Genomic DNA, 13102 nt, shown 5'->3' with positions numbered 1-13102 from the left:
AACAATGTTTTAGGTGGTAAATGGAAGAATATTTTCTATACACTGGTTTGCTTTTCCTTGCTTGGGGTTTTGTTACATTTATCTGCGCGAGATACTGGATCGTGGATATCAAAAGACCGAGTCGCTCAAAAGTTGCCTGTGGTTTTGTTATTTGTGTATTAACTGCTTTCACTGCTACTCAAATGTCATTCTATAAAGCAAAAATGCAAGTGGAGTTATCTCAAAAGCAATATGAAATCATGCTTCGTTTGTTGACGAATAAACCTCAAAACAATGAAGAGAAAGAGCGAAATGAATATCGCATGAAGCTTAGTGAGCTCCAGTACAATCAAGCTCAGTTCGAGATTAATACTGATGCAAGCTCGCTTACTAGTATGCTTATTAACATCGTAACAATACTCGGAGCATGTATTGGAGGTGCTTTGTTAAGTCTGGCTGTCGTGGAGAGGTTTGATTATCGACACGTGCAACTTTCTAAAAGAGACGAATACAACAGAAGACTATAAGGTTTCAAGATACTTTCTCATCTACTAAAAACGGTTTAGCACAATACCGCTAAATCGTTTCTGTCCCCGAATCATGTTACAGGCACAGCCTCTGCTCCCTCCAGAACTAAACCTACATTTTAACCCACCAGTCCCACCATATTACGTTCTAAGCATTGCTACTACTGGGATGAAGCGTGGTGGGTTAGCCGAAATGTGTCCCACCACTTTCCACTAATCCACCACTAAACCCACCACAAAAAAGCCGGATTGAACAAGAAATACACTAATCAGCGAGTGGATGAGAGAATCAGTCACACCGAGATTTTGCTTATCAACCGAAACGGCCTATAACGATGAAGATGACTACTCCCTGCGGTTCGCCACAACGACGATCAGGTATTGGCTCTTCCCCCGGCTGGTTCTTGATTCAATCAGTCCTTCACTGGCAAGTTTGGTCAGGGCTTTGCCGATGGTTCGGCTGCGTTGCTTTTGCTCTCCCAGATATTCACAGACTTCCGTAGCGGTTAACCATTCACCTTTGCGGTACTGACTTTCCGGCACATGGACAAACTTGTCATAGAGAACATGATACCAGTCGCCTTTGTCATTGTGTCGTTCGGTAGCGCGACTGACTAAACGCTGCTCTGCTGCGGTCAGCATCCATCCGTAACCACTGTCGTACATGGATTTTACTTCCAGCCAGAACTGTTTTAACAGCTCCGGATGCCGGTGGGTCAGACTGCCGCTTCCGTCATAGTGCCAGCCGAGAATTTCATTCACTTTGTCCATATCAATCGGACGGCTAATCTCAATCACCCCATAGCGACTGTTCCCGGTTTCGTCTTTCAGGAAGTCGGTACCGTTTACACTGGCAATAAAGTGGGTCTTCCTTGGCTTTCTGACATCACTTTTCGCAAACGGTGGGCGTACTGTATCCACCTGTTTGGTTAAGAAGGCTTTTATAGAACCCTGATGGGCAAAGCGGCTTTTTGTGGTTCGCTCCAGCTCGCCAAGTTCGACAATAAACGAACGAATCGCGTGTAATACACTATCTTTACTATTCGGATTCAGCTCCGCACCTTCCAGAAAGGCTCGGGGTAACATGTTGGCTATCCGGTCAATAAAGGCCGTTTTCATCACAGACTGATTGCCTTGTAACACCGGGGTTAACTTACTTTTAAACCGGGGCTCATACAGTGAGGCGACAGCGCCCACCAGCCAGCGGGACATCACTATCCATGCAATTTCAGGGTTGTTTGCGTTTAAACATTCAATCACGGTGCTGACCCGGTGGATCCCATCCCACTGCCCGTTTCCCAGCCAGTTTTTGACCGGGTGATAGAGGTTATGCTCTGATAGCGCGGTCAGGTGATCGTCGATGGCCTGTCTCGGCATATCACAGATAGACATGGCTGAAATGATTCTGCTGCGTATGGCGTCCGGCGACTGAGTGGGTTGACCACGTTGTAATATCTCCAGTTCGAACGTCATTTCATTCAGGGCGCCCTGAACACCCAGATGGTCAAGCAGGGTTGCCAGATTATCCGCGGTATTCAATATCTGGGGCATACCATTGCCTCTTGGCCGGATATGAGGGAATTCCGGCATACTGACTTCATCCACAGTCGGCTGGAGTGGTGTGTTTAGCGAAGAGATGTTGGCAGGCTTTGGGATATCACTCATTTATCGTCCCTCCCGGATACTGTGGAGCTTTAACGCCTGCTGATAGGCAATATACTGACGTTTATTATGTGCGTCCTGCTCCGGGAAGTATTTAGCGAGTGCTTTTAGTGCAGTACCGCTATCCCCGGCAAAAGAGCGGAGAGTGAGAAAATCAAATTGATCGATACATTTACCAGTAGCACAGGGATCGCTGGTATGATGGGAGTAATAACGCGCTTTTCCATCGGGGCCGGAAAGAATATAAGCCCCGGCTATTTTGCTGGTGGACTCCGGGGGAAGCCATGCTCGGCCTTGTCGCCTGTATCCGTACTGATTCAATAACTCAGGCCAAGAATAGCTCTGGTTGACTATATCGATGATTGAGATCTGTCCGTTGATCAGGTGCTCCGGATGGGATGGTTTGATTTGACCAGCTCTTTCTTGCTTGATGACCTGAGCCTGTCGTTTCTGCTCGGTATCAAATGTAGTTGCATCATCGAATAGCTGCGAGCCATATAAATTAAGCGGAGCCCCGGTATTGATATGGCAGTGATATTCACTGCCGGTGAAACGCACGGGTAAGAACATGATTTGCTGGGGGCGGTTTGAACAGTCATCGGCAAGAAGACAATAGGCCAGATAAGTCTGGATAATGCGCCACTCATCAAGGTTGAGTCCATGCCCCAGTTCGATATAAACCCGGTATCGGTTTCCTTTACCCTCCTGTTTATGGCTTGCTGTTGTATGAACAAGGAAAGAATGAATCCCCAGACCAAGCAAGGTGTCGTTGATGGTCTTCATGCAATGTTCGGTATCATCCAAATCCAGACGTAGCAGCGTAAAATGATTATGCGTGGTGATGTCTTCCAGACGTTTGTTCGGGCAATCCGTTGCTGTAATGGCCTTACTGAGTTTTTTCGCTTGCCGGGCGACGCTGGTCTGAATGAATGGTGGAGAACTTATCAGTTGGGTGAGCGTCTGCCAGTCAATGAAGTCAAAATCATGGGTTTGCTGTATGTGCTCAATCAGTAGGTATTTCACGCGATTTCCCTCCGGGGTATCAACATGAGCGATGTACTTTGTAACTGTTGACAGGCTGATATAGTGTGAGAAATGGTGAGCGTGGTTAGAGTCAGTCTGAATTCAGGCAAACCGCCCCCCTGCGGGTATACCGCATATCCTGTATTTTTCATGGTCTGATTCTCTGTTAGTGGTGGGCTGTCTGTTGTGCTTTGGTTAGCTGGCTGGTGGTGAACTTGTGATCCCAGTTTTTGCGCATTGGCAATTTATTGTTTCGATAGAGTTTGTAGAGCAGGGATGCTCCCTTATGGGTCACCAGTGCTTTGTAGCTATATTTTCCATCAGCATATTGATAAGGCGCGCATTCGAACTCTCGATTGCGATATGGTGATGATGGTCTGTAACCATGCGCCTCTTTCACCAGTATCCCCATTGTCACCAGTGTATTTTGCACCTCCCGGGTATTTACGCCGTTCAGTTGCATACAAAAGGCTGGGATAGTCATACCGACTGCAAACTGATGCGTCAGGTCTTCAATCGTATTGGATAACTGGTCATTCTCCTGAGCCTGTTTATTGAGTGTGCTTTTCGCTATCAGCAACGCTTTCGCCATGAGTTCTTCTGCACTGAACATCGCCTGTCCCTGAGCATAAGCCCCATATTTGCGGATGGATGGCAATACTTCCTCACATATCCAGTCTTGAAAGGCTTCGGCTTCTGGCAACGTACTTCTCATGGTCAACCGGTATAAGTCAGACTCTGGGATTAAAATAATTCCTCGCTGCCCGAAGTATCGATGTGAACTCAATCGGAAATCCCGACTGAGTTTTCTTTTCTTGGCATATCTCGTCAGTGCATCATTTATATTTTTGTGCCCCAGCTTTAAGGCCACTTCTTTGCCAATAAACCAAGGGTTACCGTCTGCATGGGTTAGTATCGTCAGGTCGCCAAACTGCGGGCTATTGAACACTTCCAATGTATTGGCTGAACGAAAATCACTTCCCATGTGAACTGGTGTTTTCTGTAGCAGGGTGCTTTCCTCTCTCATCATGCCGCCGCCTCATCACGCATTGCGACCTGTTGCGCCTTCCACTCATTGATTTCACTTTCTACCCATGCAACAGACCTTGCACCCAGTGAAACGGGTTTGGGAAATCTGTCTTCAGCGATGTATGCATAAATGGTTGATTTGGACAAAGTTGTACTTTCCATGACTTTTTTTAATTTCCAGAAATTCACACTTTCAGTCATTGCTTTTCCTCCAGACAGGCATAAAAAAAGCCCACTCCGGGAAGGAAGTGGGCTTATCGATAAGTTGATGAAATTTTAGGTATAAAAAAAGCCGTCGGTAAGGACGGCTTTCGTTCACGCGCAACTACACATGATTGGGAGATTATGGAGCACTTTTTCAGAAGAGTCAATACCTTGGTGATCGCTAATGGATGAAAAGAGACTAACTTCCTACAACTTTTAGTGTCTTAAAGCCTGTCACCGAAAGGCTACCGATACTTGCTTGCTCGATATGTTCACTCCACCAGTGCATTAGTTTACGTCTGCGTTCTATGTATTCAGCTCTGTTATATGCCCGTCTCACCTCATTCTTATCGACATGAGCTAAGGCTGATTCAATGACGTCCGGATCAAAACCTTGTTCGTTCAATGTAGTGGATGCTAATGCCCGTAGACCATGAGAAACCAGTTCTCCTTCATATCCCATTCTTTTTAATGCCATATTAGCCGTCTGACTATTCGAATGCTTTTTGGGATCTCTGTGGCTGGGAAATATGTATTGACGATTACCGCTAATTGGTTTCATTACTTCCAGTAAAGCCAGTGTTTGTGGTGTCAGAGGGATTGTATGTGGACGCTTCATTTTCATCCGTTCTGCTGGGATTACCCATACTTGGGCTTCCATATCGATATCTGCCCATTCGGCAGTAGCGGCCTCAATTGGCCGGGTCATCGTATGTAGCTGCCATTCTATCAAACAACGGGTTGTTCTCGTTATGTTTGCACCATGAAGAGACTGTATGAGCTCGGGGAGTCTTTCTGGTTCTATTGTGGCCATATTTTTTTTCTTAGGGGAGGGGAATAACTTAGTTACATCAGCTAGGTAATTTACTTCAATGAGGCCACCAGCAACTGCCAGTCTCATAATTTCATTGATGATTTGGCATAACCTTTTTACGGTTTCTAATGCTCCTTGAGCAATGACAGGCTGAAGGATCTGAATAATCTGTTTTTGACGAATGGTACTAATAGGGACATTTTCCAGTGAAGGGAGGATATGTCTTTGTAGCGTTTGATAACTTTTAGTTGCTGTTTCCGGTTTTACTTCCTGTCTCTTTAGTTCCAGCCATTTTTGAGCTAACACACCGAACGTATTTTCTAATATTTCTTTACTTAATTGAGCTTGTTCGTCCTTGTAGGTTTTAGGATCGATATTCTGTGAGAGTAGTTCTCTGGATTCAGCTCGTTTTGCTCTTGCATTTGCTAGTGTTACTTCTGGGTAAGATCCCAAACCGATATTTGCTCGTTTTTTGGTGTATGGACGATAGTAATTAAAAATCCAATTTTTGGAACCGTTTGGTTTTATCCTGAGCATTAGACCATCACCATCAGATAGGTTGTATTCCTTTTCCTTGGGCTTGGCTTGTTTAATCTGGGTTGCTGTTAGTGGGGCTATTTTTCGGCTCATAGTAACACCTATAAGTGTATTGATAGGTCAGTGTTACTATTAATGTTACTTTAAATTGTGGATTTTAGGAAACGCCTTTGAACTTCTCAAGACGCTAAGTTATTGTAATTGATTGATATATAATGAGTTTTGGCAATAAAAAAGACCGTAACGGACTGTTACGGTCTTGAATATGGTGGGCCTTCCGGGACTTGAACCCAGGACCTGCCGATTATGAGTCGGATGCTCTAACCAACTGAGCTAAAGGCCCCTTAAGACGGACGATTATAGGGGATACGCCCGATGCTGTCTAGACTCAATGATACCTAAATATGCTTATAATTTATTCACTTAAATCACAGGTAATAAAAAAGGTGAGCATTTGCTCACCTTTTGTTCATTACATTAAATCAGGCTTACTCATCCAAGAAACTGCGAAGTGTTTCTGAGCGACTTGGGTGTCGTAATTTACGCAGTGCTTTGGCTTCGATTTGACGAATCCGTTCACGGGTGACATCAAACTGTTTGCCAACTTCTTCAAGAGTGTGGTCTGTGTTCATGTCGATACCGAAGCGCATCCGAAGCACTTTTGCTTCGCGAGGTGTCAGACCTGCCAGAACATCACGCGTCGCAGCCTTTAAGCTGGTCGCAGTGGCTGAGTCAATTGGCAGATCCAGCGTGGTATCTTCAATGAAATCACCCAGATGCGAATCTTCATCGTCACCGATTGGTGTCTCCATTGAGATAGGCTCTTTGGCAATTTTCAGCACTTTGCGGATTTTGTCTTCCGGCATTTGCATCCGCTCTGCCAATTCTTCCGGCAGCGGCTCTCGACCCATTTCCTGAAGCATTTGACGAGAAATACGGTTCAGTTTGTTGATGGTTTCGATCATATGTACCGGAATACGAATCGTCCGAGCCTGATCCGCAATCGAGCGGGTAATAGCCTGACGAATCCACCAGGTTGCGTAAGTAGAGAACTTGTAACCGCGACGGTATTCAAACTTATCAACGGCTTTCATCAGACCGATATTCCCTTCCTGAATTAAATCAAGGAATTGCAGGCCTCGGTTGGTGTATTTTTTCGCAATTGAAATTACCAGACGTAAGTTCGCTTCAACCATTTCTTTCTTGGCTCGACGCGCTTTCGCTTCACCGATAGACATGCGGCGGCTGATATCTTTGATCCGAACGACACTTAAAGAAGTTTCTTCTTCAATCGCTCTGAGTTTCTGGATCGAACGGCGGATGTCTTCTTCGCTCTTACGAATTTTGTCAACATAGGGCTTGTCAGATGCGAGAAGGGTATCTAACCAGTTTTCGTCAGACTCATGGCCGGTAAATGCAGTAATAAACGCTTTTTTCGGCATCTTGGCATGTTCAACCACATGCTTCATGATTAAGCGTTCTTGCGTTTTGACCCGATCCATCGAACCGCGAAGTGTTTCAACCAGGTTATCAAACTGTTTGGGTGTCAGACGGAACTCACGGAAGGCATCCAGAACCATACCGGATGCTTGTGATGTTTGTTCATTCGACTCGCCAAATTCATTCAGCGCTAACTGGTAGTCACGATATTTATTACGAAGATTGTTGAACTTCTCTTGTGCTAGCTCAGGATCGATACCGACATCTTCGTCACTATCATCGTCATTGCTATCACTCTCTTCATCTTCGTCATCTTCCTCTTCATCATCTTTATTCTTCGATGACAGAGGCATATCTTCATCGTCCAGATCCGCACCGGTCAGTTCTGAACCGATATGGGTTGCAGTTGGTGATGTTGTTTCATCAGCATCTGGATCAACAAAGCCTGAAATCAAATCGGTCAGTCTTAACTCTTCAGTTTCAACTTTGTCGAATTGTTCAAGGATATAAGGAATTGTTCCCGGATATTCGGCAACAGCGCTTTGAACTTGGTTAATCCCTTCTTCAATGCGCTTTGCTATATCGATTTCACCTTCACGAGTGAGAAGCTCGACAGTTCCCATTTCACGCATGTACATGCGAACCGGATCTGTCGTACGGCCAATTTCACTTTCAACACTGGATAGAGCTGCTGCGGCTGCTTCTGCAACATCTTCATCCGTAATGTTCGTATCATCATTCAGTGCCAGATCATCAGCATCAGGTGCAGTTTCTACCACCTTGATACCCATGTCGTTAATCATCTGAATAATGTCTTCTACCTGCTCAGAATCTACAATTTCTGCAGGGAGGTGGTCATTGACTTCAGCGTAGGTCAGATAGCCTTGTTCTTTGCCCTTAAGGACAAGTGATTTAAGCTGTGACTGCGGATTTTGATCCATAGACGGTATCCAACTTCATTTCTAGTGACGGAATTAGTATGCGGAATGCAAACCACGTATTCTAACAAATTAATCATTTGTTGGCTATAAATAAGGGATTACGCTTTCAAATCTAGCATTAACGCTAGCAGTTCCCTTTTCTCGTCAGCTGATAAACCAACGCTTCTCTCTTTTGCCTGCAGATTTTCAATTTGTTTTTCAACACACTGGGTAATAATTTTATCCAGTGAGTCTAAAAATATTTCTTCTTGATTGTCTTCTACGAGTGGGATATCCCAGCTGGCAAGACGTGATAGAAGAGGTTCATTTCGATGGCCTCGCCAGTTTTCAAGTAGCTGGCCTGTTGTTACATTGGGGTAATCTCGGCATTTTTCAAGGACCTCAATAAATAAGCTCAAACCGGGAATATCAAGTGTCGCGATACTTGAAAGATCCGGTATTCTATCAGCATAGTTCGGATTTTGCAGAAGCAAAGCGATAACTTCTCTCATTGGCGTGCGCTTCATTTCCGCCTGTGGACGGATAGCCGGCGTTTGTTCCGAAATTTGCTTTTTATTCAATGCTGCTTGAATAGCATTGGCGCCGAGGCCGGTGCGCAATGACAATTCTTCCCACAGATAAATTTTCAGCGCCTCATCTTGAACCTGATTAATTAAAGGTTCCGCCAGGTGGACGACTCGAAAACGACCTTCCCGGCTGCTGTTGTCAACCACGCGTGCCATAAGTCCCTGAAACAGGAAATCAGAGAAAGACATCGATTGCTGAACTTGTTGTTCGAATGCTTCTGTACCATGTTGACGGATGTATGAGTCGGGGTCTTCTTTGTCCGGTAAAAACATAAATTTCAGGGTTTTATTACCACTGAGTAGTGAGATCGCATTCTCTAATGCACGCCATGCGGCTTGCCGTCCGGCATTATCGCCATCATAGCAACAAACGACAGCGTTGGTTTGTCGGAAAAGAACCTGCAAATGGTCGTTGGTTGTCGATGTTCCCAAAGACGCGACCGCATAATCAACGCCATACTGAGCCAGAGCAACGACATCCATGTAACCTTCAGTTACCAGAATTTGTGGCGGTTCACGATGCGCCTGAAGGACTTCGTATAAACCGTATAACTCTTTTCCTTTATGGAAAATATCGGTTTCCGGTGAGTTGAGATACTTGGGTGTTCCGTCCCCGAGGACCCGGCCCCCGAAGCCAATTACACGGCCGCGGCGATCCCGGATGGGAAACATGACCCGGCCTCGAAAACGGTCATAGCGACGCCCGTTGTCATTCTCAACCAGCATTCCCGCTGCGGTAAGCATCTGCTCTGATTCTGGCGAACGGGAAAAATTTTTCTGAACCAGATCCCATTCATCAGCGACATAGCCGATCCCGAATTTTTGGACGATCTCCTTAGAGAGTCCACGATTTTTTAAATAATCGATAGCCACTTTACTGCTGGAATGTCTGAGCTGGTGGCGATAAAACTGTGCAATCTGTTCCATTAAATCATACAAGGTACGCTTTTGTTCTTTGCGCGCCTGTGATTTTTGGGCATCGAATGGTGTTGCGCCTTTTTCTCTCGGTACTTCTAATCCAAGTAAGCCGGCTAACTCCTCAATAGCTTCGACGAACTCTAAACGTTCGTATTCCATCATGAAGTCGATGGCATTCCCATGCACACCACAACCGAAGCAGTGGTAGAACTGTTTGTCTTGACTGACACTAAAGGACGGGGTTTTTTCATTATGAAAAGGGCAGCAGGCGCTGTAGTTTTTACCCTTTTTTTTAAGTTTGACGCGAGCGTCGATAACATCGACGATATCCAGTCGAGCGAGTAAATCATTGATGAAGTTTCGAGGAATATACCCAGCCATAAGACCTGATAGCTAATGTTACTGTAGATAGCTAATTTACATGTTAGCGTGTATACAAACAAGCCGTGCCATATAGAATAGCACGGCTTGATGTTTAGAGGAGTGGGTTAAGTGAGTCTGCTTTTAACTAAGCCGCTGACTTTTCCCATATCTGCACGCCCTTGAATTTGCGGTCTCAATACAGCCATGACGTTACCCATATCCTGCATGCTTTGAGCACCGGAAGCGGTAATTGCGTCATCAATGAGTTGCAGCACTTCATCATCAGTGAATGGCTGAGGCATAAATTCCTCAAGTACTGTGATTTCGTTGCTTTCCGCATCTGCTAGGTCTTGTCGTCCCGCAGATTCATATTGTGCGACAGAATCGCGACGTTGTTTGACCATTTTTGTCAGAACGGCAACGATATCATCGTCGGTTAGCGTAATTCGCTCATCAACTTCACGTTGTTTGATTGCTGACATGGCTAAACGAATAGTGCCAAGGCGAATTTTATCCTTGGCTTTCATCGCAAGTTTTTGCTCTTCTTTGAGCTTGTCAATCAGAGCCATAACTCATTCCTTTCCGAAGGAGTTATTAGTACAGGCGAACGCGACGAGCGTTTTCGCGAGCTAGCTTCTTAGCATGACGCTTTTGAGCTGCTGCTTTAGCGCGTTTGCGAACAGTGGTTGGTTTCTCATAGTGCTCACGACGACGCACTTCAGAAAGAATACCTGCTTTTTCACAAGAGCGCTTGAAACGACGCAGAGCGACGTCGAACGGTTCGTTTTCACGTACTTTAACTACTGGCATATGCCTTTCACCTCAGGGGATATTCGTTAACGCTGGTCTCGCTTAGTCGGAATGTTTCCGGTACTTACCAGCACAATCAAAAATGGTGCGGAATTTTAATCTGAATGGAAAGGCTTTGTAAAGTATTTTATGGATGAATCTCTGTGCAAAATTTGTCTGTCATCTGAAGGCAAGGTAACATGGCGTCAATTTTGATGTCGAGATGGAAGTTTTCCGGAAAATTATGCGTGTATTAGGTATTGAAACCTCTTGTGATGAGACGGGGATTGCGATTTACGATGATGAACAAGGCTTACTGGCTCATCAATTATATAGTCAGATAAAACTTCACGCTGATTATGGTGGCGTTGTCCCGGAGCTTGCTTCAAGGGATCACGTTAAAAAAACAATTCCTCTGATTCAGGCTGCGATGGCCGAGGCTAATTGCCGTCCGGAAGATATTGATGGGGTTGCTTATACTGCCGGACCGGGGTTAGTCGGTGCTTTGTTGGTCGGTGCCACGATCGGGCGTAGTCTCGCTTATGCCTGGAATGTGCCGGCAGTACCGGTTCATCATATGGAAGGGCATTTGCTGGCACCGATGCTGGAGGAGAATCCGCCTGAGTTTCCTTTTGTTGCCGTGTTGGTTTCGGGTGGACATACCATGATTGTTGAAGTCCGGGGGATTGGTGCGTATCGGATTCTCGGTGAATCAATCGATGATGCGGCCGGAGAAGCATTTGATAAGACGGCAAAGTTAATGGGGCTGGATTATCCGGGAGGGCCGTTATTGGCACGTTTGGCTGAAAAAGGCACTCAGGGACGATTTCGTTTTCCTCGCCCGATGACAGATCGGCCGGGGCTGGACATGAGTTTCTCCGGATTGAAAACTTTTGCTGCCAATACGATTGCCGCTCATGGCGATGATGAGCAGACCCGGGCAGATATCGCTTACGCTTTTCAGGAAGCCGTATGTGATACGTTGGTGATCAAATGCCGTCGGGCACTGGAACAAACCGGATTGAAGCGGATCGTGATTGCTGGCGGGGTGAGTGCCAATCAACGATTGAGAGCCGATTTAGCGCAGTTAGCACAGAAAGTCGGTGGTGCGGTTTATTATCCGCGAACTGAATTTTGTACTGATAATGGGGCGATGATTGCTTATGCCGGCATGCAACGCTTCAAAAATGGTGAAACATCCGGTCTCGCCGTTCAGGCGACGCCCCGCTGGTCAATTGATCAGCTTCAGGCAGTTCATGCCTGAACTTTAATTCTAAATAACGACAGCCCAAGTGTGATGTCCAACCCGTGCTTTTTAGCTGGATTAGATGATAGCTTGGGCTGTTTTTCTGTCAGTGATTATTCAAAATCAGTGAGTATTACCAATAATGATCGTTACCAATAAATAGTACGAATCACCATAGATAGAAGGTTATCAAACGAATGAAATCATTTACAGTGAACGGCAAAACCATGCGTTATCAGGATGTCGGAACTGGCGAGGTGTTGCTGTTCGGTCATAGTTACCTTTGGAGTAGCCAGATGTGGCAACCACAAGTTGCAGTGTTGAGCCAGAATTATCGATGTATCGTTCCTGATTTGTGGTCGCACGGTCAATCTGATGCTGCCCCTGACACGATGCATTCGCTGAAAGATTATGCCGATCATATGTTGGCGCTCATGGATCATCTTGCCATTGGATCATTTTCGGTGATTGGGTTATCTGTCGGTGGCATGTGGGGGAGTGAGCTGGCCTTGATCGCACCAGAGCGAGTAAAAGCGTTGGTTTTGATGGATACCTTTATCGGGCTTGAGCCTGAAGTGATGCACGCCAAATATTTTGCGATGCTTGATGCGGCAATTGCAACGCAGTCTTTTCCTGATCCGTTGATTCCACAAGTTGTGCCGATGTTTTTCTCCGACAATGCTTTACAGCAAACGCCAGAACCCGATTTTGTCACTGCGTTTCGAATGTTTTTGATGGAAACATCGGGTCCGCAGGTTGCAGAAATGGGGCGAATCGGCAAGCTCGTGTTTGGTCGCCGGGATCTGATAGATGAAATCGGTGATCTGAATCTGCCAGTATTGATCATGGTGGGTGAGCAAGATAAGCCTCGGCCGGTGTTAGAGTCACATCTGATGCAAGATGCAATCGCGGGGAGTCAACTGATTGTGATTCCTCAGGCGGGTCATATCAGTAATCTGGAGCAACCCGAGTTCGTCACCCAAGCGTTGCAAGATTTCCTCGGAACACTGACACGTTAAATCTCATAAACCTTATCTACCTAATCAAGGCTATTGTCGGTGTGC

At 45.8% G+C, this 13102-nt stretch carries 12 protein-coding genes and 1 tRNA gene; 3 read left to right on the top strand and 10 right to left on the bottom strand.

The annotated features are described in order from the left end of the window. The first annotated feature begins 20 nt into the window (after positions 1-20). Complete coding sequence (locus AC55NX_RS02175) at positions 21-506, top strand: hypothetical protein (RefSeq protein ID WP_496994238.1); 486 nt, start codon at positions 21-23, stop codon at positions 504-506. Positions 507-851: 345 nt separating this feature from the next. On the opposite strand, the gene AC55NX_RS02170 is transcribed toward AC55NX_RS02175, so the two are convergent. The 10 genes from AC55NX_RS02170 to rpsU form a co-directional block, all read right to left on the bottom strand. Then, positions 852-2171, bottom strand: coding sequence for a VapE domain-containing protein (locus AC55NX_RS02170; RefSeq protein WP_496994237.1), 1320 nt, complete (start codon positions 2169-2171; stop codon positions 852-854). Then, complete coding sequence (locus tag AC55NX_RS02165; RefSeq protein WP_496994236.1) at positions 2172-3191, bottom strand: hypothetical protein; 1020 nt, start codon at positions 3189-3191, stop codon at positions 2172-2174. Positions 3192-3357: 166 nt separating this feature from the next. Beyond that, on the bottom strand, positions 3358-4221 hold the full coding sequence (locus tag AC55NX_RS02160) for a BRO-N domain-containing protein (protein ID WP_496994235.1): 864 nt from the start codon (positions 4219-4221) through the stop codon (positions 3358-3360). Continuing rightward, entirely contained in the window at positions 4218-4421 is a 204-nt protein-coding gene (locus AC55NX_RS02155; protein ID WP_234993538.1) for a helix-turn-helix transcriptional regulator, read from the bottom strand. Before AC55NX_RS02155 ends, AC55NX_RS02160 begins: the two co-directional genes overlap by 4 nt. A gap of 202 nt (positions 4422-4623) precedes the next feature. Further along, on the bottom strand, positions 4624-5868 hold the full coding sequence (locus AC55NX_RS02150; RefSeq protein ID WP_496994234.1) for an integrase domain-containing protein: 1245 nt from the start codon (positions 5866-5868) through the stop codon (positions 4624-4626). Between the two features lie 173 nt (positions 5869-6041). Continuing rightward, positions 6042-6118 (bottom strand) — tRNA-Ile (locus AC55NX_RS02145). A 145-nt stretch (positions 6119-6263) separates the two neighbouring features. Then, on the bottom strand, positions 6264-8156 hold the full coding sequence (rpoD, locus tag AC55NX_RS02140; RefSeq protein WP_496994233.1) for an RNA polymerase sigma factor RpoD: 1893 nt from the start codon (positions 8154-8156) through the stop codon (positions 6264-6266). Between the two features lie 98 nt (positions 8157-8254). Beyond that, complete coding sequence (dnaG, locus tag AC55NX_RS02135) at positions 8255-10021, bottom strand: DNA primase (protein ID WP_496994232.1); 1767 nt, start codon at positions 10019-10021, stop codon at positions 8255-8257. Between the two features lie 107 nt (positions 10022-10128). Beyond that, the gene (locus AC55NX_RS02130; RefSeq protein ID WP_496994231.1) at positions 10129-10572 is read right to left on the bottom strand and encodes a GatB/YqeY domain-containing protein; all 444 of its coding nucleotides are present in this window, start codon (positions 10570-10572) and stop codon (positions 10129-10131) included. Between the two features lie 25 nt (positions 10573-10597). Further along, on the bottom strand, positions 10598-10813 hold the full coding sequence (gene rpsU / locus AC55NX_RS02125) for a 30S ribosomal protein S21 (protein WP_001145625.1): 216 nt from the start codon (positions 10811-10813) through the stop codon (positions 10598-10600). 223 nt (positions 10814-11036) lie between these two features. On the opposite strand from rpsU, the gene tsaD reads away from it, so the two are divergent. Beyond that, positions 11037-12056 carry a tRNA (adenosine(37)-N6)-threonylcarbamoyltransferase complex transferase subunit TsaD gene (gene tsaD, locus AC55NX_RS02120; protein WP_496994230.1) on the top strand — a complete coding sequence of 340 codons (1020 nt, stop codon included), beginning with the start codon at positions 11037-11039 and terminating at the stop codon, positions 12054-12056. A 179-nt stretch (positions 12057-12235) separates the two neighbouring features. Next, entirely contained in the window at positions 12236-13057 is an 822-nt protein-coding gene (locus AC55NX_RS02115; protein WP_496994229.1) for an alpha/beta fold hydrolase, read from the top strand. Positions 13058-13102 lie beyond the last annotated feature (45 nt).

Source organism: Vibrio rubrogenes (genome assembly GCF_059641415.1).
This window is presented reverse-complemented; position numbering and strand designations above follow the sequence as displayed.

Coding starts and splice junctions, on each gene's coding strand:
- AC55NX_RS02175 (WP_496994238.1), top strand. CDS start 21: ATGGAAGAATATTTTCTATACACTGGTTTGCTTTTCCTTGCTTGGGGT.
- AC55NX_RS02170 (WP_496994237.1), bottom strand. CDS start 2,171: ATGAGTGATATCCCAAAGCCTGCCAACATCTCTTCGCTAAACACACCA.
- AC55NX_RS02160 (WP_496994235.1), bottom strand. CDS start 4,221: ATGATGAGAGAGGAAAGCACCCTGCTACAGAAAACACCAGTTCACATG.
- AC55NX_RS02155 (WP_234993538.1), bottom strand. CDS start 4,421: ATGACTGAAAGTGTGAATTTCTGGAAATTAAAAAAAGTCATGGAAAGT.
- AC55NX_RS02150 (WP_496994234.1), bottom strand. CDS start 5,868: ATGAGCCGAAAAATAGCCCCACTAACAGCAACCCAGATTAAACAAGCC.
- rpoD (WP_496994233.1), bottom strand. CDS start 8,156: ATGGATCAAAATCCGCAGTCACAGCTTAAATCACTTGTCCTTAAGGGC.
- dnaG (WP_496994232.1), bottom strand. CDS start 10,021: ATGGCTGGGTATATTCCTCGAAACTTCATCAATGATTTACTCGCTCGA.
- AC55NX_RS02130 (WP_496994231.1), bottom strand. CDS start 10,572: ATGGCTCTGATTGACAAGCTCAAAGAAGAGCAAAAACTTGCGATGAAA.
- rpsU (WP_001145625.1), bottom strand. CDS start 10,813: ATGCCAGTAGTTAAAGTACGTGAAAACGAACCGTTCGACGTCGCTCTG.
- tsaD (WP_496994230.1), top strand. CDS start 11,037: ATGCGTGTATTAGGTATTGAAACCTCTTGTGATGAGACGGGGATTGCG.
- AC55NX_RS02115 (WP_496994229.1), top strand. CDS start 12,236: ATGAAATCATTTACAGTGAACGGCAAAACCATGCGTTATCAGGATGTC.